This is a genomic window from Pseudomonas sp. B21-023, assembly GCF_024749165.1.
GTDB lineage: Bacteria > Pseudomonadota > Gammaproteobacteria > Pseudomonadales > Pseudomonadaceae > Aquipseudomonas.
Genome location: NZ_CP087190.1, coordinates 587,777 through 607,632, shown reverse-complemented (window position 1 = coordinate 607,632; position 19,856 = coordinate 587,777). Strand labels below are relative to the sequence as shown.

Sequence of the window (19,856 nt, the reverse complement as noted above, 5' to 3'; positions counted from 1 at the left end):
AAAGGCCCTGCTCAGCAGGGCCTTTTTCATTGGGACCGCTACGCGGTCCATCGCCGGCAAGCCGGCTCCCACAGTAACTACGCAAACCTCTGTGGGAGCCGGCTTTCCGGCGAAAGGGCTGCAGCGCAGCCCCAGGGCTCAAGATCAACCGCGTGCTTCGCGATCGCGTACGCCGAGCAGGTACAGCACACCATCCAGACCCAGGGTCGAGATCGCCTGCTTGGCCGACTGACGCACCAGCGGCTTGGCGCGGAACGCCACACCCAGGCCGGCCAGGGACAGCATCGGCAGGTCGTTGGCGCCATCGCCGACGGCAATGGTCTGCTCGAGCTGCAGGCCCTCTTCACTGGCCAGTTGCTGCAAGAGATCGGCCTTGCGCTGGGCATCGACGATCGGCTCGACGGCCACTCCGGTGACCTTGCCATCCACCACTTCAAGCTCGTTGGCGAATACGTAGTCGATACCAAGGCGCGCCTGCACCTGCTTGGCGAAGTAGGAGAAGCCGCCGGAAAGGATCGCAGTCTTGTAGCCCAGGCGCTTGAGCTCGGCGAACAGGTGCTCGGCGCCCTCGGTCAGGCGCAGCGAGGCGCCAATCTGGTCCAGTACGCCCACGTCCAGGCCCTTGAGCAGCGCCATGCGCTCTTTGAAGCTGGCCCGGAAATCCAGCTCGCCACGCATCGCGCGCTCGGTGATCGCCGCCACCTGCTCACCGACACCGGCAGCCTTGGCCAGCTCGTCGATGACTTCGGCCTCGATCAGCGTCGAATCCATGTCGAACACCGCCAGGCGCCGGTTGCGGCGGAACAGGTCGTCGCGCTGGAAGGCGATGTCGATGTTCAGCTCTTCGGACAGGGCGAAGAAGTCGGCGCGCAAGGCCTGGGCATCGCTGGCTTCGCCACGCACGGAGATTTCCAGCGCGGATTTGCCCTTCTCGGTCTGGACATCCAGCGCCACGCGGGCCGACAGGCGCTCGATGCGCTCGATGGTCAGGCCGTACTGGCTGATGATGGCGCTGACCCGCTGCAACTGCTGGGGAGTGACCCGGCGGCTGAGCAGGGTGACGATGTGGCGGGCCTCGCCCTGGCTGTCGGCCCAGTGCTGGTAGTCGGCCTCGGAGATCGGCGTGTAGCGCGCCTGCAGGTTCAGCTCATGGGCCTTGGCCTGTACGCTCTGCAGCAGCGCGGTGGCCACCTCATTGTCGGGAATGTCGACCAGGATGCCGAACGACAGCGTGCCGTGCATGACCGCAAGACCGATGTCGAGAATGTTCACACCGCCCTGGAGCAGGACGCCGGTGATGGCCGCGGTAAGACCTGGACGGTCTTCACCAGTGATGTTGATCAGGACGATTTCGCGCAAGACCGGGCTCCAACTCGATGAAAAATGCGCATTCTACCGATTTTCCATGACCATCGGGCGCCAACGCTACTTTGCCGACAAAACACGTATCGCTATACTGCCCAGCAACTTTCTCGCCATGAAGAGCCGCGCTCTGTGAACCGGCCCACGCCCGTAAAACCCGATAACTTCTTCCTGATGATCTACCGAGCCCTCAGCCAGCGCCGAATCCCCCTGGCCCTGCGCATTGCCAGCCATAACATCTTCCTGGTGGCCCTGGCCCTGGTGATCTATGCCTGCGTGATGGGTTTGCAGTTCAAGCAGGCCATGCACGAGCAGGCCGATGCCGTTGGCCAGAGCCTGACCACGCAAACGGCCACATCGGCCACCGAGCTGCTGGTGTCCAACGACATCCTCAGCCTCAACGTGCTGCTCGGCAACCTGGTGAAGAACCCGCTGGTGGCCCATGCCGCCATCTACAGCGTGGACAACCGCATCCTCGCCGAGGCCGGCCAGCGCCCACGCAATAGTTTGCTGGGCGAAACCGAAGGGGTCTACCAGACCAAGATCACCTTCCAGGACGTGACCGCCGGCCAGTTGCGCATCAGCCTGGACATGAGCCAGTTCCAGCAACCGATGCTGATCAGCCTGCAGAGCATGGGCATCCTTGCCGCGATCCTGTTGGCCCTGGCACTGACCCTCAGCCTGCGTCTGGGCCGTTTCATCTCCACCCCACTGCTGCAACTGCGCGTCTGGTTGCGTGATCCGCACCCCTACACGCCGGGCATCGACCGCCAGGACGAGATCGGTGACCTGGCCCGCCAGCTGCACGCCCGCCTTGCCCCGCCGCCGCCACCGGAGCCGGAAGAAGAGGACGAGGAAGACGATTTCGATGAGGTGCCCGCCCCCAAGGCCGCGCCACGCACGAAAGTCGCGGCACAGGCACCCGAGCACGACGATGACGATGACGCCTTCGCCGATCTGCTGGATGAGCAAAGCGCCGCGGCCAAACCCGTTATCGTCGAGTCCGACGAACCGCAGCACAGTGCCGTGCTGGCCGTGCAACTGGGCTCCCAGGAGCAACTGCGCCGCCTGCCGCGCACCCGCCTGACCGAATTGCTGGAACGCTACCGCGACTGCCTGGACCAAGCCGCGTCTCTGTACGAAGGAGAAGTCCACACCCTGAACGATGGCAGCACCCTGCTGCTGTTCCACAGCCGTGACAGCGGCGAGGACTACCTGACCAATGCCATCTGCTGTGGCGAGCTGCTGCGCGCCCTGGGCCACGCCCTGCAGATCGAGGTGGCCGACAGCGGTATCACCTTGCAACTGCAGCTGGGCCTGGTGCTGGCCGACGACCTGCAAGGCATGGATCAGGTCGACTTGCTGATGACCGAACAGGCCCAAGACGCCCTGGCCCTGTCGCAGCACAGCCGCAACCTGTTGCTGGTCGAGCGCCGCATCAGCGATGACACCCTGGTGCGCCAGCGCGCGCGCATCCGCCCGATCGCCAGTCCGGAGGGCGCGTGCTGTGTCGAGCGCCTGATGGAGCCTTACCCGTCCATGCTGGAGCGCCAACTGGCGCGGATGCACGAGCGCCGCGCCTGACCTGAAACACGCCTGGGGCTGCGGCGCAGCCCTTTCGCCGGCAAGCCGGCTCCCACAGGTACATGGTCTGCTCTTTGTGGGAGTCGGCTTGTCATAGCGACGAACCGCGGCGAAAGGGGCGCAAAGCGCCCCCAGCATTCTCGAAGGCCACAAAAAAGCCCGCATCGCTGCGGGCTTTTTCATGCCTGTCATATCAGAAGCGGAACACTTCCATATCGGTACGAATCGGTGAAGCCATCGGAATCTTCGGTTTCTCCGGCTCTTTCTTCACCTGCACCGGCGCGGCCGGCTTGCGTGGCGCTTCCTCGGCGATGGCCGGCTGGTTGGCCAGTGGCTTGACCGTGGTGCTCAGCTGTTCGACCAGCTTCTGCAGCAGCTGCCCCTGGGCTTGCACCTGCGCCGACTCGCTACCCGCATGGGGTTGCTCGAGGTGGACGATACGGTTGTCACGCACCTGGCCACGGCGATCCAGCACGCGCCACTGCGCATCGAGGATCGCCGGCTGGTTCTTGCCCGAGTCCAGGCGGGTGATTGACAGCAACACCTGCACGTCCGGCGTGAAGCCGGCACTTGCCGGCGCCAGCACCACGCGTTGGCTGTCCAGGCGCCAGGCCAGCTGGCGTACCAGCAACTGGTCGATATCCGACGAAAGGCTGCCAGCCCAGCGACCGTCGGTCGCCGCGGTCAGGCTACCATCGGTCTGACGCTGCAAAAAGGTTTCGCGTTGCAGGTAGTCGGCCACCGATACCGGGCCAAGCACCACCGCCATGCCCGCAGCCTGGGTCGGCTGGCCGGGATCACCGCTGTCGAGCTGGTACAGGGCAACCGGCTGGTGCATGCTGCACCCGCTCAGGCCCAACAGGCCAGTCATCAGCAGCGCAAATGGAAGGCGCAGAAATTTCATTCATCCCATCCAGGCGGTCGTCACCAGACTGACCGCAGTGATACTCATGTAGATTCATCCGGGCACTCGGCCACGCCGGCGCCAACGAGGGCACTATCATCCGCGAAATAGCCGCCCGACTCCAGCATTTCCGCCCGAAGCGGCGTTGAAAACGCCGCAACAGACAGCCCATCCATTCACGCGGGGGTTTCTACCAGCAGCCCGTCGACGCGCTGGAAACCACGTGGCAATTTGCTACCACGGCGCCCCCGCTCGCCTTTGTAGTGCTCGAGATCATCGGGCTTGAGCGAAAGGGTACGCTTGCCAGCTTGCAATACAAGGGTGGAGCCCTCGCTGATCACCGCAAGATCGGTCACGTATTCCTCGCGGCTGGCCACCCGGTCACCCGGCACGCCGATGATCTTGTTGCCCTTGCCTTTACCCAGCTGCGGCAGGTCGGCCACCTTGAACACCAGCAGACGGCCCTCGGTGGTCACCGCGGCGAGCCAGTCCTGCTCACGATCGGTCACCGGGCGCGGGGTCATCACCTTGGCGCCGTTGGGCAGGCTGAGCAGGCCCTTGCCGGCCTTGTTCTTGGCCTGCAGATCCTCGCCCTTGACCACGAAGCCGTAACCGGCGTCGGAGGCCACGACGTACAAGGCATCGTCTTCCGGCAGCAGCACGCATTCGAAGGTGGCGCCCGGTGGCGGGGTCAGGCGGCCGGTCAACGGCTCGCCCTGGCCACGGGCCGACGGCAGACTGTGGGCGGCCAGCGAGTAGCTGCGACCGGTGGAGTCGATGAGCACGGCGAACTGATTGGAACGTCCAGCGGCGGCGGCCTTGAAGCCGTCGCCAGCCTTGTACGAAAGGCCCGTGGCATCGATATCGTGGCCCTTGGCACAACGCACCCAGCCCTTCTCCGAAAGCACCACGGTGACCGGCTCGGTCGGCATCAGTTCGTTTTCCGACAGGGCCTTGGCCTCGGCCCGCTCGACGATCGGCGAGCAGCGGTCGTCGCCGTAGGTCTCGGCGTCCTTGATCAGCTCGCTGCGCACCAGCTTGCGCAGCTTGGTGTCGCTGCCCAGCAGCGCTTGCAGTTGCTTCTGTTCCTTGAGCAGCTCGTCCTGCTCGCCGCGGATCTTCATCTCTTCCAGACGCGCCAGTTGACGCAGGCGGGTCTCGAGGATGTAGTCGGCCTGGATCTCGGTCAGGTCGAAGCGGGCGATCAGGGCCTGCTTGGGATGCTCTTCGGTGCGGATGATGTGGATCACTTCATCCAGGTTGAGGAACGCGGTGAGCAAGCCTTCCAACAGGTGCAAGCGCTTCTCGACCTTGTCCAGGCGATGCTGTAGGCGACGCCGCACGGTACCGATGCGGTACTCCAGCCACTCCAGCAGCAGCGCCCGCAGGTTCTTCAACTGCGGACGGCCGTCGAGGCCGATGATGTTGACGTTGACCCGGTAGGTGCTCTCCAGGTCGGTGGTGGCGAACAGGTGCTGCATCAGCTCGGCGGCATCCACGCGGTTCGAGCGCGGGATGATGACAATGCGGCAAGGGTTCTCGTGGTCCGACTCGTCGCGCAGGTCGGCGACCATCGGCAGCTTCTTGGCCTGCATCTGCGCGGCGATCTGCTCGAGCACCTTGGCGCCGGAGACCTGGTGCGGCAGCGCGGTGACGACGATGTCGCCGTCCTCGATGCGATACACCGCACGCATGCGGATCGAGCCCTTGCCGCTCTCGTAGATCTTCTGGATGTCGGCGCGCGGGGTGACGATCTCGGCTTCGGTCGGATAGTCCGGCCCCTGGATATGCTCGCAGAGCTGCTCGATGGTGGCCTTGGGCTCGTCGAGCAGTCGCACGCAGGCGCTGGCCACTTCGCGCAGGTTGTGCGGCGGCACGTCGGTGGCCATGCCCACGGCGATGCCGGTGGTGCCGTTGAGCAGGATGTTCGGCAGACGCGCGGGCAGCACGGCCGGCTCCTGCAAGGTGCCGTCGAAGTTCGGTACCCAGTCGACGGTGCCCTGGCCCAATTCGGTGAGCAGCACCTCGGAGTAGCGCGACAGGCGCGCCTCGGTGTAACGCATGGCGGCGAACGACTTCGGATCGTCCGGCGCCCCCCAGTTGCCCTGGCCGTCGACCAGGGTGTAGCGGTAGCTGAACGGCTGGGCCATCAGCACCATGGCCTCGTAGCACGCCGAGTCGCCGTGGGGGTGGAACTTGCCGAGCACGTCACCGACGGTACGCGCCGATTTCTTGTGCTTGGAGTCGGCATCGAGCCCCAACTCGCTCATGGCATAGACGATGCGTCGCTGGACCGGCTTGAGGCCGTCGCCGATGTGCGGCAGGGCGCGGTCCATGATCACGTACATGGAGTAGTTGAGGTAGGCCTGTTCGGTGAAGTCAGCCAGGGAACGGCGTTCGACGCCGTCGAGACTGAGTTCGAGTGAGTCGCTCATGCGGGCCTCGTCATTTCAGGTTCTGGCGCAGCAGCATGGTGCCGCCGCGCTGGGTAAATTCAAGTTGTTTCAGGGCACTCATGCCCAGCAGCACACCCTGGCCATCCAGGCCGGGCACCACCAGCGCGCGTACGTCGCGCAGGTGGATATCGCCCAGTTGCAGGCTGTCGAGCCGCGTGCGGTAGCCTTGGGTACGGCCATTGGCGGTGCTCAACTGCACCGCGGCGCCACGCGCCAGGTCCAGATCGCGGGCCAGTGCCTCGGGGATCGCCACGTCGGTGGCGCCGGTGTCGAGCATGAAATGCACCGGTCGCCCATTGATCGCGCCATCGGCGACGAAATGGCCCTGGCCGTTACTCAGCAGGCGCACCTCGACGAAGCCATCGCCCTGCTCGCTCTGCACCACGCGGTTGGGGTTCTGCTGACGTTCTTCCCACTGGCCGAAAAAACGCGTGGCGAGGAACATCGCCGCCGCCCAGGCGACAATCATCAATATCCTGCCCGCACGCTTGCCCGGTGGCTGGCTCATGGCTTGGCGCTCCAGCCGCCTTGCGGGGCATCGAAGCGCCAGACGATCGGCCGTGTTTCACCATCCACCCGCGGGCGGTCATTGTTGTCCACGCCGATCCAGGCACCGCCCTTGTCGATCACCAGCGCCTCAGCCAGGCCGTAAGGCTGCGAGTAGCGCCGCGACTCCATCAGGGCCTCGGCGGCGAACGACCAGCAGCGCTCCACGGCGCCCGTGTCGGCATCCCGTCGGCAAATGCGGTAGGCATTGCGCTCGAGGGTGAACAGCTTGCCTTCGAACCAGGCCAGGTCGGCAAAGTCACGTGATACCGGGCGTGCCTCTGGGAATTGCGGCGGCTGCATCTCGACACCCGCCTCGCTGAGCAGTACGCAGCCGCGCCCGCAGGTCCACACCGATTGCTGGCGCTGCACCGCGAGCAGGCCACGGCGCTCGCGCTCGGCGGCCAGCCACAGGCGATCGCCCGCCGGGTTGATCGCCAGCCCCTCGAACAGTGCGTTGAAATGCAGCAACATGCCGCTGGCCCGCGCTTGGCGCACCATGGCCTGGTCGATTTTCAGCCAGTCCGGCTCACCGTCCACGGGCAACTGCAGCACGGCGGCGTGGGCCTCGCTGACGATGTAGAGGTTGCCGGCCTGATCGCAGGTGATGCCCTCGAAATCCAGCTCGCCGCCGCGGATGTAGGACGCCGCCCAGTTGCGCGACTTGAGCCCCCAGGGCAGGCCGGTATCGGGCGCGGGGGGCGGGGTGAAAGTCTGCGGCAGGGCCTGCCAGGTCGCCTCATCCTGGTCCAGGCGGTAGATACGGTCGTCATCGCGGTCGGACACCGCCCACAGCGCCCCACGGCACCAAGCCAGGCCCGACAGGTTGCCGCCGCGCATGCCATCGACCACATGCTCGGCGCTGAGCTTGAGCTGCGGCCAGTCGCCGGCCTGGGCCTGCAGGGCGAATAACGCCAGGCAGGCCAGGAGCAACGGACGAATCAAACCAGGACCTCGGCCAGGTTGCCTTTGGTCTCCAGCCAGCTCTTGCGATCGCCCGCACGCTTCTTGGCCAACAGCATGTCCATGATCTCGGTGGTGCCCTGCACATCGTCCAGGGTCAACTGGACCAGACGCCGGGTGTTCGGGTCCATGGTGGTTTCGCGCAGTTGCGGCGGGTTCATCTCGCCCAGGCCCTTGAATCGGGTGACCTGCGGCTTGCCGCGCTTTTTCTCGGCGACCAGGCGGTCGAGAATGCCGTCGCGCTCGGCTTCGTCCAGGGCGTAGTAGATCTCCTTGCCCAGGTCGATGCGGTACAGCGGCGGCATGGCCACGTAGACGTGCCCGGCCTCGACCAGCGGGCGGAAATGCTGGACGAACAGCGCGCACAGCAGTGTGGCGATGTGCAGGCCGTCGGAGTCGGCGTCGGCGAGGATGCAGACCTTGCCGTAGCGAAGCTGCGAAAGGTCGGCTGCGCCCGGGTCTACGCCGATGGCCACGGCGATGTTGTGCACTTCCTGGCTGGCCAGGACTTCACCGCCGTCGACCTCCCAGGTGTTGAGGATCTTGCCGCGCAGCGGCAGGATGGCCTGGAACTCCTTGTCCCGCGCCTGCTTGGCCGAGCCACCTGCCGAGTCACCCTCGACCAGGAACAGCTCGGCGCGCATCGGGTCCTGGCCGGCACAATCGGCCAGCTTGCCGGGCAACGCCGGCCCCTGGGTGATGCGCTTGCGCTCGACCTTCTTGCTCGCCTTAAGGCGCCGGCCAGCATTGCTGATGGCCAGTTCCGCCAGCTGCATGCCCAGTTCGGGATGGGCATTGAGCCACAGGCTGAAGGCGTCTTTGACCACGCCAGAGACGAAAGCGGCCGCCTCGCGGGACGACAGGCGCTCCTTGGTCTGGCCGGAGAACTGCGGTTCCTGCATCTTCATCGACAACACGAAGCTGATGCGCTCCCAGACGTCCTCGGGGGCAAGCTTGACTCCGCGCGGCAGCAGGTTGCGGAACTCGCAGAACTCGCGCATGGCGTCCAGCAGGCCCTGGCGCAGGCCATTGACATGGGTGCCACCCTGCGCGGTGGGGATCAGGTTGACGTAGCTTTCCTGGATGCTGTCGCCGCCCTCCGGCAGCCACAACAGGGCCCAGTCCACGGCCTCCTTGTTACCCGCCAGGCTGCCGCAGAACGGCTCGTCGGGCAGGCGCTGGAACTCGCTGACCGAATCGACCAGGTAGGAGCGCAGACCGTCCTCGTAGTGCCACTCGACCTTCTCGCCGGTGCCCTTGTCCTCGAAGCTGATGGACAGCCCCGGGCACAATACGGCCTTGGCCTTGAGCACGTGCTTGAGGCGGCTGATGGAGAACTTCGGCGAATCGAAATACTTCGGGTCGGGGCTGAAGTACACGCTGGTGCCGGTGTTGCGCTTGCCGACGGTGCCGACCACCTCCAGCTCGCTGGCCTTGAAGCCGTCGGCGAAGGTCATCTGGTACTCGTTGCCGTCGCGCTTGACGCGTACGCGTACCTGGCTCGACAGGGCGTTGACCACCGAGATGCCGACGCCGTGCAGGCCGCCGGAGAACTGGTAGTTCTTGTTGGAGAACTTGCCGCCGGCGTGCAGCTTGGTAAGGATCAGCTCGACACCGGAAACGCCCTCTTCGGGGTGGATGTCCACCGGCATGCCGCGGCCATCGTCGCTGACTTCCAGCGAGTGATCGGCGTGCAGAACGACCTGCACCGACCGGGCGTGGCCAGCCAGGGCTTCGTCGACGCTGTTGTCGATGACTTCCTGGGCCAGGTGGTTGGGCCGGCTGGTGTCGGTGTACATGCCCGGCCGCTTGCGGACCGGGTCAAGGCCCGAGAGGACTTCGATGGCGTCTGCGTTATAGGCGCTAGCGCTGGGATTGGCCATGGGTTCTCGTCGTCAGTCTGGTGAATGCAAAAGTCAAAATACAGAAAAGTCCAGCGCCGCGTACTGCCCGCGGGCAATGCCGGCGAACGCCAGCAGGGCCGGCAGCTGTTCGGCGAAGCCCTGGTAACTGTGGTCGCCACCGGCCTGGACACGCAGGGCACAGGCGCGGTAGTAGCGCTCGGCCTGGCGATAGTCCAGGGTTTCATCGGCGGTCTGCAACCACACTTGATAGCGGCTGGCGTCCTGTGGGGGCGGCACTTCCAGTTCCGCCAGCGCTTCCACATGATCGAGGGTCAGCTCCCAGGCTTCGTCGGTATAGAGGTTGCGCTGGGTGCCGAGGTAGCCATCGAACAGGCGATGCGGCGCGACCGCCGGGTTGACCAGCAAGGCCTTGAGCCCGTGGCGCTCGGCCAGATGGGTGGCATAGTAGCCGCCGAGGGAGCTGCCGACCAGCAGCGGCGCACCCAGCTCATCGATGGCTGCCTCCAGCTGGGCGATAGCCTGGCGCGGGTGGTGGTGCAAGGCCGGGACGCGCAGTTGGTCGACCAGGCCGAGCTGCTGCATCACCGCCTCGAGCTGACGGGCTTTCTTCGACAGCGGCGAGCTGTTGAAGCCATGGATATAGAGGATGGAACCCGACATGCTGCCCCCGGACGCAAAGATGCGCAGTGTAGCGCGTTCGAAGGGCATTGGCGCAGCGCCTGGATTTTCGCAACAAATACTTCAACCAAGGCGATGCAGGCAGTGCCCGCTCCCACGCCTCTCACCACTGACCCGATCAGTAACCGGGGCTGTCGAAGTCCAGCTTCACCTCGAAATCGAACGCCCGCTCCACCCCGGTCTCCAGCCGCCCGTCGTCATGCAGCCGCAGCCAGCGATAGCCCGGCTGCTCCTCGCTCACCTTGAAGTCCTCGCTGCGCGGCGCGAACTGGATACAGGTCGACGGTGTGGCGAGGTAACGGACGCCATCATGCAGTTCATCCCATTCCTGATGGATATGCCCCCAGAGCAAGGCTTTCACCTGTGGATAACGCTTGATACACAGCAACAGTGCATCGGCATTGCGCAAACCGATCGGCTTGATCCAGGCGCAACCGATATCCACCGGCTGGTGGTGGCAGCACACCAGGCAATGGCGTTCGCCGGCATCGTCCAGTGCCTTGTCCAGCATGGCCAGCTGATCGTCCGCCAACAACCCGAACGTGGCGCCGACCACCGCCGAATCGAGCATGACGATGCGCCATTGACCAATGTCGGTCACGGCCTGCACCAGCTCCGGCGCCACGGCTAGCATCACCTGGGCTTCGTCATGGTTGCCTGGCAACCAGCGCGAGGGGGCGCCGAACACCGCCGTCATTTCACGGAAAGCAGCGTAGGAAGCTTTGCTGGCGTCCTGGGAGAGATCGCCCGTGCACAGCAGCAGGTCTATGCGCGGTTGTTCGCGGCGAACCTGGCCGACCACGTGCCCAAGGCTTGCGCGGGTATTGAGGCCCAGCAAGGTGCCCGCCGGGTCGGCGAACAGATGGGCATCGGTCAGTTGCACCACATGGACAGGTGACGGGGATGATAGTGGTTGCGGCAACGGCCGTCTCCTCGAACGGATTCAGCACGGATTATGGCGGCGGATCGCTTTCGAGCAAATACTCGAAACCGACGCGCATCACATTTCAGCGCACCGCTTCCAGTTCGTGGCCGCAGGCCAGGCAGTGGCTCAGCCATTCACCGAGGAACAGATTGAGCTGGGCCTTCTCGTCCGGCTGGTGCATAGCCGTGTTGGGATAGGGGTAGATGCTGCGCAGGCGACGCGCATGCTCGGCACTGACCACCTCGGCCATGCGCGCGTCATGGTAGACCTGCACTTCCAGCTCTGGCACCGGCAGCCAGGGCAGGCTGTGCTCCTGGCGCACCTTGAGCGTGGTGGTGTAAGGGCAGGCCAGCAGCACTTCAAGCACCAGCACGCCGAGCATCTGGTCGCCCTGGGTCATGCCGATGCGCCGCGAGCTCTGCGTGGTGCGCATGTCGGGCAACAGGCGCATCAGGCGGGCATAGTTGGCCTCACAGGCCGACTGCAGCCCGACCAGGTCGACTCGATAGCGCTCGCGCAGCAAATTCACTTCCACATACCTCGGACTTCGTCACGGTTAAGCGCCAACCATTGCAGGCCGATGATCGTGGCGGCGTTGCAGATACGCCCGTCGCGTACGGCCTGCAGGGCATCCTCGAAGGCCCACACACGCACGCGAATATCCTCGCTTTCCTCTTCCAGGCCATGCAGGCCTCCGGCACCCTCGCTGACGCAACGGCCCAGGAACAGGTGGACGTACTCGTCGCTGCCGCCCGGCGAGGGGAAGTACTTGGTCATCGGCCACAGCGCCGAGAAGGTCAGGCCTGCTTCTTCCTCCGCTTCGCGATGGGCGACCTGTTCGGGTTGCTCGTCCTTGTCGATCAGCCCGGCCACCATTTCGATCAGCCAGGGATTGGCGACCTTGCCCATGGCGCCAACGCGAAACTGCTCGATCAGCACCACTTCGTCGCGCTGCGGATCGTAGGGCAGCACGCAGACCGCGTCATGGCGTACGAACAGTTCACGGGTGAACTCGCGGCTCATGCCCCCGGCGAACAGTTCGTGGCGCAGGTAAAGCTTGTCGAGCTTGTAAAAGCCCTTGAACAGCGGCTCCCGCCGAGCGATCTCGACCTGGGTAGGCACTGTATTGTGCGTGTCCGTCATGCAAACTCCTCATGCCTCGTTTACCGCATCGCGCAATCCTACTCTGCGCACGGCCCGGTTTCATCCCTTTCCGCTGACCGTTCGGGCAGCCGGGACAGGCGTGTCACTCTCTGTTAGCTTAGTGGCGAACTGAAGGCCGCGCAGGCGGTCCAAGGCCGATCATCACCGTTGTGAAAGAGGCAACATGACGCTTGTCAAACTGACTTCCGTGGCCGTCCTGGCACTGGCGCTCGGCGCCTGCCAGAGCCTGTTCACGCCCAATTACCGGGCCCCGCTCGAGGTCAAGCGCGAGGCCTGGGAGCACGTAAAACCCGGCTGCAGCGAAAGCGACTGCCCGCTGGTCAACATCGACGTCGTGCACTTCCCGGCCCTGCCCAAGCTCGACGGCATTGTCGAGAAGCGCCTGCTGATGTTGACCGAGGACAACCAGCGCGGCACCCCGCCGGCCTCGCTGCAAGCCTACGAGCAGCAGTACCTGGCCCGCGCCGACAAGCGCAACAGCAGCTACCTGCAAGCCAAGGTACGCGAGCAGCATGACGGGCTGGTGATCGTCGAGCTGTCCAGCTACCTGGACAGCGGCGGCGCCCACGGCATGCCGGGACGCGGCTTCATCAACTATTCGCGCAAGCTGGACAAGGTACTGACCCTGGACGACATGCTTGTGCCGGGTCAGGAGGCGACTTTCTGGAAAACCGCCGAGGAGTCCCACCGCGCCTGGCTGATCAGCACCGGCATGGACAAGGACCCCGAGTTCGTCAAGACCTGGCCGTTCAAGCAATCCCCGCACATCGCCCTGACCTACGGCGCGGTGGTGATCAAGTACGAGGTCTACTCCATCGCCCCCTACTCCATGGGCCACGTCGAGCTGAAGATCCCCTACCCGCGCCTCAATGGCGTGATCAAGCCCGAGCTGTTTCCCGGCCGCGGCTGAGCGATAGCAACAGGTGCAGTACCCCTGCCAGCAATAGTGCCGGCAGGGTCGCCCCCAGCTCAGGCGCCTGGCTGGCCATCAGGTGATAGGCCGCCACCCCCACGCCCCAGGCCAGTAGCGCCTGCCAGTGCAAGCCCTCGACCAACGCCGGCAAGCGGCGGCGGCGAATCACGAAGTGATCCACCAGCACCACGCCGAACAGCGGCGCGAACACCGAGCCGATCAGCAACAGGAAGTTCTGGTACTGGGCCAGCGGCGCCAGCAAGGCGATCAGCGTGCACAGCACGCCGATCGCCAAGGCCAGGTGCTCGACCTTCATTTTCAGCAGCAGGCCGGTGGACACCGCCGCCGAGTGGATATCGGCAAAGGCGTTTTCCGTCTCGTCCAGCAGGATCAGCAGCAACGGAATTCCCAGCCCAGCGCCGGCGAGTGCCAACAGCAGGGCATTCACCTCACCGCTGGGCGCGAACGCCAAGGTGTAAGCCACGCCCAGGCTCATCAGCCAGGCATTGCCAATGAAGAAGCCCAGCGCGGTACCGCCGAACACCCGGCTGGCGCGCTGGCCAAAGCGTGAATAGTCGGCGATCAGCGGCAGCCACGACAGCGGCATGGCGATCACGATGTCGAAACCCAGGGCCAGGGACAGCGAACCATCACCGGGCTGACGCCACAGCTGGGCCAGGTCGGCCCTGGCGAACAGGTTCCAGGTCAACCAGGCGCAGGCGCCCAGCAGCAGCCAGATCCCCCATTTGCGCAAGACCTTGCGCACGAACGCCAGCGGCCCGCTGACCGCCAGCAGAGTGGCCAGGGCGCCAAAGCACAAGGTCCACAGCAGCGGGCTGCTCCAGCCGCTGCCCTCGCCGAACGCGCGTGCGCCCAGCAAGCTGGCGGCATCACGCATGACGATGATCTCGAACGAACCCCAGCCCACCAGTTGCAGCAGGTTGAGCAAGGCCGGCAGGCGCGCGCCATGGCTACCGAGCGTGAGGCGCAAGGTTGCCATGGCCGACAGGCCGGTATCGCTACCGATCACCCCCACCGCGGCCAGCAGCAATACTCCTACCGCCGTGCCCAGGGTGATCGCCAGGATCGAGCCCGCCAGCCCCAGGCCCGGCGCCAACAGGCTGCCGACCTGCAGGACCATCAGGCCGATGCCGAGGGAAAACCACAGCGAAAACAGGTCGCGGGCGCCGAACTGGCGATGGTGAGAGGGGACCGGGTGGTCGGGAGAGAAGTGGCTGGGAGTGGTCATGCTCGGGCGCTCGACGGAAGAGTTGGGGTGAACCCATCGCTGGCAAGCCAGCTCCCACAGGGGCCGCATCGCAGTCTGTGGGAGCTGGCTTGCCAGCGATGCGGTGCGCATCGCGCACCGCCTGGGTCTGCTACTCAGACTTTCTGGTACAACTGACTGCCTTCCTGGCGGAACCGCTCGGCCTGCTCGCGCATGCCCTGTTCGACTGTCACGTCGACGGTCTCGATCTTGGCCGCGTACTCACGCACTTCCTGGGTGATCTTCATCGAGCAGAACTTCGGCCCGCACATCGAGCAGAAGTGGGCGACCTTGGCCGACTCCTTGGGCAGCGTCTCGTCGTGGAACGCACGGGCGGTGTCCGGGTCCAGGCCGAGGTTGAACTGGTCCTCCCAGCGGAACTCGAAGCGCGCCTTGGACAGCGCGTTGTCACGGATCTGCGCGCCCGGGTGGCCCTTGGCAAGGTCGGCGGCATGCGCGGCAATCTTGTAGGTGATGATGCCGGTCTTCACGTCATCCTTGTTCGGCAGGCCCAGGTGCTCCTTGGGCGTGACGTAGCAGAGCATGGCGCAACCGAACCAGCCGATCATCGCCGCGCCTATCCCTGAGGTGATGTGGTCGTAGCCAGGGGCGATGTCGGTGGTCAGCGGGCCAAGGGTGTAGAACGGCGCTTCGTCGCAGCATTCGAGCTGCTTGTCCATGTTCTCCTTGATCAGCTGCATCGGCACGTGGCCAGGGCCTTCGATCATGCACTGCACGTCGTGCTTCCAGGCGATCTTGGTCAGCTCGCCGAGGGTTTCCAGCTCACCGAACTGCGCGGCGTCGTTGGCGTCGGCGATCGAGCCCGGGCGCAGGCCGTCGCCCAGCGAGAAGCTGACGTCGTAGGCCTTCATGATTTCGCAGATCTCGTCGAAGTGCGTGTACAGGAAGTTTTCCTTGTGGTGCGCCAGGCACCACTTGGCCATGATCGAGCCACCACGGCTGACGATGCCGGTGACGCGCTTGGCGGTCAGCGGCACATAACGCAGCAAGACGCCAGCGTGGATGGTGAAGTAGTCCACGCCCTGCTCGGCCTGTTCGATCAGGGTGTCGCGGAACAGCTCCCAGGTCAGGTCCTCGGCAACGCCATTGACCTTTTCCAGGGCCTGGTAAATCGGCACGGTACCGATCGGCACCGGCGAGTTGCGGATGATCCACTCGCGGGTTTCATGGATGTGCTTGCCGGTGGACAGGTCCATGACCGTGTCCGAACCCCAGCGGATGCCCCAGGTCAGCTTGGCCACTTCTTCCTCGATGGAGGAACCCAGGGCGCTGTTGCCGATGTTGCCGTTGATCTTTACCAGGAAGTTGCGGCCGATGATCATCGGCTCCAGCTCGGTGTGGTTGATGTTGGCCGGGATGATCGCGCGACCGCGGGCGATCTCTTCGCGCACGAACTCGGGGGTGATCTCTTTCGGGATACTGGCACCGAAGCTGTGGCCGGCGTGCTGCTGGCTCAACAGGCCGGCGGCGCGGGCTTCCTGCAGCTTCATGTTCTCGCGGATGGCAACGTATTCCATCTCGGCGGTGATGATGCCCTGGCGCGCGTAGTGCATCTGCGAGACGTTGGCGCCGGCCTTGGCCCGGCGCGGGTTGCGCACGTGGGCGAAGCGCAGCTTGGCCAGCTCGGCGTCGTTCAGGCGCTGCTGGCCGAAGTTCGAGCTCAGGCCACCCAGGCGCTCGGTGTCGCCGCGGGCGTCGATCCACGCCGAGCGCACATCGCCCAGGCCCTTGCGCACGTCGATGATGACATTGGGGTCGGTGTACGGGCCGGAGGTGTCATACACCAGCACCGGGGCGTTCTTTTCGCCGCCGAAGTCGGTGGGGGTGTCGTGCAGGCTGATCTCGCGCATGGGCACGCGGATATCGGGGCGCGAACCTTCGACATAGACCTTGCGCGAGTTGGGCAGCGGTTGCACGGACTGTTGGTCGACTTGGGCCGACTCGCTCAGACTGATCGTTTTTTCTTGTTTGCTCATCACAGGCTCTCCAGACAGCTTCCTAGCGGGCGGAATGTCGGGGTGAACCTGAAAGGCGCGGACGCACCCGTGTTGACGAGTGCAGTGCCGGACAAGGGGTGCCGTGGGCTGCAAGCAGCTGTGGCGATCCCGGACCTGGCACAAGAGGCTCCCGGGACATGAGAGCAATCTTGTTCCCTACGCAGGCGCTAACCTGATCAGGTTCAACGGGATCCGCAACTTTGCGATCTCAGCCTTTGCATCAAGGCACCCCGACAAGAACCTGCGCAGTCTAGACTGGAGTGGTCGGCAAAGCCAAGCGGGTAAATCCCTGGCGTGATAAATGGCACACGTGGCGGATTGTTGATGGCGACGCACGGCACTACACTGGCGTGCTCGATACCAGACAGTACAGTAAATACATCTTGATCAAGGATTGCCCTATGCTGCGCAAACTCTCACTGGCGATTGCCGTGTCTTGTGCGTCCAACGGAGTGGCCTGGGCAGTGGATACGCCCACGACGGTGAAGACCGACCTGGTCAGCGTCTACCAGGAAGCGGTGGACAATAACGCCGACCTGGCAGCCGCCCGCGCCGACTACGGCGCCCGCCGCGAAGTGGTGCCCCAGGCCCGCGCCGGTTTGCTGCCCAACCTTTCGGCCGGCGCCGAGATGATGAATACCCGCACCAAGCTCGACGAGCCGTCGATCACCTCCAACCGCAGCGGCAATACCTGGAGCGCCACCCTGGCGCAGCCGATCTTCCGCGCCGACCGCTGGTTCCAGCTGCAGGCTGCCGAAGCGGTCAACGAGCAGGCCGCGCTGGAACTGTCGGCCACCGAGCAGAACCTGATCCTGCAAAGCGCCGAGAACTACTTCGCGGTGCTCCGCGCTCAGGACAACCTGGCCTCGACCAAGGCTGAAGAGGCGGCCTTCAAGCGCCAGCTCGACCAGTCCAACGAGCGATTCGATGTCGGCCTTTCGGACAAGACCGATGTGCTGCAGTCACAGGCCAGCTATGACACGGCGCGGGCCAACCGGATCATCGCCGAGCGCCAGGTGCAGGATGCCTTCGAGGCCCTGATCACCTTGACCAACCGCCAATATAGCGCGATCCAGGGCGTGGTCCACACCCTGCCGGTGCAAGTGCCGACGCCCAACGACGCCAAGGCCTGGGTCGAGACCGCCGGGCGGCAGAACCTCAACCTGCAGGCCACCAACCATGCCGTGGCGGCCGCCGAAGAGACCGTGCGCCAACGCAAAGCGGGCCATGCACCAACCCTGGATGCCGTGGCCAAGTACCAGAAGGGCGACAACGACAACCTGGGTTTCACCAACCCTTCGCAGAACGGCGTGCGCTACGGCGGTGACGTGGAGCAGACCAGCGTCGGCCTGCAACTGAACATTCCGATCTACAGCGGCGGGTTGACCAGCTCCCAGGTGCGCGAGGCCTATGCGCGCCTGACCCAGAGCGAGCAGCAGCGCGAAAGCCTGCGCCGCCAGGTGGTGGAGAACACGCGTAATCTGCACCGTGCGGTGAACACCGACGTGGAACAGGTACAGGCGCGCAAGCAGTCGATCATTTCCAACCAGAGCGCACTGGAGGCCACCGAGATCGGCTACCAGGTCGGCACCCGCAACATCGTCGACGTGCTCGATGCGCAACGCCAGCTGTACACCTCGGTGCGCGACTACAACAACAGCCGCTACGACTACATCCTCGACAACCTGCGCCTCAAGCAGGCGGCCGGCACCTTGAGCCCGCAGGACCTGCAGGACCTGGGGCGGTACCTGAAGGCCGACTACAACCCGGACAAGGATTTCCTGCCACCGGATCTGGCAGCGGCTGCGGCGAAGAACTTCGAACGCCGGCCTTGAAGGCAACACACTACCTGTAGGGCGGGCTTAGTGGGAGCGGGCTTGCCCCGCTCCCACCACAACCGCGCCTACAGGCTCATCATCAGCTCAGCAGGCACGCCAGCCCATCGAGCAAACGCTGCAACGCCCCCTGATTGGCCCGCATCACCGCCCTGCCCGCCTCGCCCATGCGCCGCGCGTCCTGCGGCAGCTCAACCAAGCGGCGCACCGCCGCGGCCAGCCCCTCGGCATCGTCCACCTGCTGCAACGCCCCCGCCTCGCGCAGCATCGCGCTGATCTCGAGGAAGTTGAACACATGCGGTCCCATGAGCACCGGCAGTGCCAGCGCCGCCGGCTCCAACGGGTTGTGACCGCCCGTGGGGACCAGGCTGCCGCCTACGAAGGCGATATCGGCCAGTGCATACAGAAACAGCAGTTCGCCCATGGTGTCGCCCAGCAGCACCTGGGTCTGCGCCGTGACCGCGTCACCGGCCGAGCGGCGCACCGTGGAGAACTGTCCGGCGCACAGCTCATGCACCGCCGCGAAGCGCTCGGGATGGCGCGGCACCAGGATCAGCAGCGCATCGCTGTGTACCTTCAGCAGCTCACGATGAGCCTCGAGAATCAACGCGTCTTCGCCATCGTGGGTACTGGCGGCGATCCACACCGGACGCTGCCGGGCAGCCCACTGCTCGCGCAATGCGCAGGCCCGCGGCAGCAGTTGATCGTCGATCGTGAGGTCAAACTTGATCGAACCGGTCACCTGCACGCATTCGTGGCGCGCACCGAGCGCGCGGAAACGCTCCGCCTCGGTTTCGGTCTGCACGGCGATCAGGTTCATCTCCTCGAGCATCGGCCGGGTCAGGCCGGCAAAACGGGCATAACCACGCGCCGAGCGCTCGGACAGCCTCGCATTGGCCAGCGCCACCGGAATGCCGCGCCTGGCGCACTGGTGGATGTGGTTCGGCCACAGCTCGGTTTCCATGATGATGCCCAGGCGCGGGCGCACATGGTCGAGGAACCGCCCGGCCGCCCACGGCAGGTCGTAAGGCAGGTAGCAGTGCTGCACCCGTGGCTCGCCCTCGAACATCGCGCGGATGCGCTCTGAGCCGGTCGGGGTCATGCAGGTGAGCGTGACCGGCAGGTCCGGGTACTGCTTGAGCAGGGCCCGCACCATCGGCGCGGCAGCGATGCTCTCACCCACCGAGACCGCATGCACCCAGATGCCACCCTGACGCATGGGTGGCAAGCCACAAGCGAAGCGCTCGGCGATACGCGCACGGTAGGCCGGCGCCTTGCGCCCGCGCAGGAACAGGCGCAGCGCGACCAGCGGCAGGCCCAGATGGAAAAGCAGGGTATAGAGGGTTCTGTTCATGGCGGCGGAGTTTACTAGGAAC

At 65.1% G+C, this 19,856-nt stretch carries 16 protein-coding genes and 1 riboswitch; of the genes, 3 read left to right on the top strand and 13 right to left on the bottom strand.

Features of this window, described 5'->3' with window-relative positions:
* Window positions 1–144: 144 nt before the first annotated feature.
* Complete coding sequence (serB, locus tag LOY42_RS02780) at window positions 145–1,359, bottom strand: phosphoserine phosphatase SerB (protein ID WP_139673855.1); 1,215 nt, start codon at window positions 1,357–1,359, stop codon at window positions 145–147.
* Window positions 1,360–1,494: 135 nt separating this feature from the next.
* Here serB and LOY42_RS02775 point away from each other — a divergent pair, with 135 nt between their 5' ends.
* Window positions 1,495–2,946 carry a histidine kinase gene (locus tag LOY42_RS02775; protein WP_198754807.1) on the top strand — a complete coding sequence of 484 codons (1,452 nt, stop codon included), beginning with the start codon at window positions 1,495–1,497 and terminating at the stop codon, window positions 2,944–2,946.
* Between the two features lie 193 nt (window positions 2,947–3,139).
* Here the strand turns inward: LOY42_RS02775 and LOY42_RS02770 are convergent, their stop codons facing one another.
* The 9 genes from LOY42_RS02770 to LOY42_RS02730 form a co-directional block, all read right to left on the bottom strand.
* A complete protein-coding gene (locus tag LOY42_RS02770; protein WP_038706898.1) occupies window positions 3,140–3,850 on the bottom strand; it encodes a membrane integrity-associated transporter subunit PqiC in 711 nt (236 codons plus the stop codon).
* Window positions 3,851–4,026: 176 nt separating this feature from the next.
* Complete coding sequence (gene parC, locus LOY42_RS02765) at window positions 4,027–6,285, bottom strand: DNA topoisomerase IV subunit A (protein WP_258599757.1); 2,259 nt, start codon at window positions 6,283–6,285, stop codon at window positions 4,027–4,029.
* 10 nt (window positions 6,286–6,295) lie between these two features.
* Window positions 6,296–6,814 carry a TIGR02281 family clan AA aspartic protease gene (locus LOY42_RS02760; RefSeq protein ID WP_139673864.1) on the bottom strand — a complete coding sequence of 173 codons (519 nt, stop codon included), beginning with the start codon at window positions 6,812–6,814 and terminating at the stop codon, window positions 6,296–6,298.
* Window positions 6,811–7,797, bottom strand: a complete 987-nt coding sequence (locus tag LOY42_RS02755) for an esterase-like activity of phytase family protein (protein WP_198754809.1) — start codon at window positions 7,795–7,797, stop codon at window positions 6,811–6,813. Before LOY42_RS02755 ends, LOY42_RS02760 begins: the two co-directional genes overlap by 4 nt.
* Window positions 7,794–9,698 carry a DNA topoisomerase IV subunit B gene (gene parE / locus LOY42_RS02750; protein ID WP_023630810.1) on the bottom strand — a complete coding sequence of 635 codons (1,905 nt, stop codon included), beginning with the start codon at window positions 9,696–9,698 and terminating at the stop codon, window positions 7,794–7,796. Before parE ends, LOY42_RS02755 begins: the two co-directional genes overlap by 4 nt.
* Window positions 9,699–9,731: 33 nt before the next feature.
* Entirely contained in the window at window positions 9,732–10,340 is a 609-nt protein-coding gene (locus tag LOY42_RS02745) for a YqiA/YcfP family alpha/beta fold hydrolase (protein ID WP_198754810.1), read from the bottom strand.
* A 136-nt stretch (window positions 10,341–10,476) separates the two neighbouring features.
* On the bottom strand, window positions 10,477–11,280 hold the full coding sequence (cpdA, locus tag LOY42_RS02740) for a 3',5'-cyclic-AMP phosphodiesterase (protein WP_258599756.1): 804 nt from the start codon (window positions 11,278–11,280) through the stop codon (window positions 10,477–10,479).
* Window positions 11,281–11,365: 85 nt separating this feature from the next.
* A complete protein-coding gene (locus LOY42_RS02735; RefSeq protein WP_023630808.1) occupies window positions 11,366–11,818 on the bottom strand; it encodes a DUF1249 domain-containing protein in 453 nt (150 codons plus the stop codon).
* Complete coding sequence (locus LOY42_RS02730) at window positions 11,809–12,426, bottom strand: NUDIX domain-containing protein (protein WP_139673876.1); 618 nt, start codon at window positions 12,424–12,426, stop codon at window positions 11,809–11,811. Before LOY42_RS02730 ends, LOY42_RS02735 begins: the two co-directional genes overlap by 10 nt.
* A gap of 184 nt (window positions 12,427–12,610) precedes the next feature.
* On the opposite strand from LOY42_RS02730, the gene LOY42_RS02725 reads away from it, so the two are divergent.
* The gene (locus tag LOY42_RS02725; RefSeq protein WP_102682182.1) at window positions 12,611–13,357 is read left to right on the top strand and encodes an RsiV family protein; all 747 of its coding nucleotides are present in this window, start codon (window positions 12,611–12,613) and stop codon (window positions 13,355–13,357) included.
* Here the strand turns inward: LOY42_RS02725 and cytX are convergent.
* Together cytX and thiC are read right to left on the bottom strand one after the other, a co-directional pair.
* Entirely contained in the window at window positions 13,326–14,609 is a 1,284-nt protein-coding gene (cytX, locus tag LOY42_RS02720) for a putative hydroxymethylpyrimidine transporter CytX (RefSeq protein WP_139673882.1), read from the bottom strand. The genes LOY42_RS02725 and cytX overlap by 32 nt on opposite strands.
* Window positions 14,610–14,743: 134 nt before the next feature.
* The gene (thiC, locus tag LOY42_RS02715; protein WP_046853977.1) at window positions 14,744–16,624 is read right to left on the bottom strand and encodes a phosphomethylpyrimidine synthase ThiC; all 1,881 of its coding nucleotides are present in this window, start codon (window positions 16,622–16,624) and stop codon (window positions 14,744–14,746) included.
* Window positions 16,625–16,781: 157 nt separating this feature from the next.
* Window positions 16,782–16,888, bottom strand: a riboswitch (TPP riboswitch).
* A gap of 158 nt (window positions 16,889–17,046) precedes the next feature.
* Between thiC and LOY42_RS02710 the strand changes: the two genes are divergently transcribed.
* Window positions 17,047–18,480 (top strand): TolC family outer membrane protein, encoded by a 1,434-nt coding sequence (locus LOY42_RS02710; RefSeq protein WP_139673885.1) that lies wholly within the window; start codon window positions 17,047–17,049, stop codon window positions 18,478–18,480.
* An 82-nt stretch (window positions 18,481–18,562) separates the two neighbouring features.
* Here the strand turns inward: LOY42_RS02710 and waaA are convergent, their stop codons facing one another.
* The gene (gene waaA, locus LOY42_RS02705; protein ID WP_139673888.1) at window positions 18,563–19,834 is read right to left on the bottom strand and encodes a lipid IV(A) 3-deoxy-D-manno-octulosonic acid transferase; all 1,272 of its coding nucleotides are present in this window, start codon (window positions 19,832–19,834) and stop codon (window positions 18,563–18,565) included.
* Window positions 19,835–19,856 lie beyond the last annotated feature (22 nt).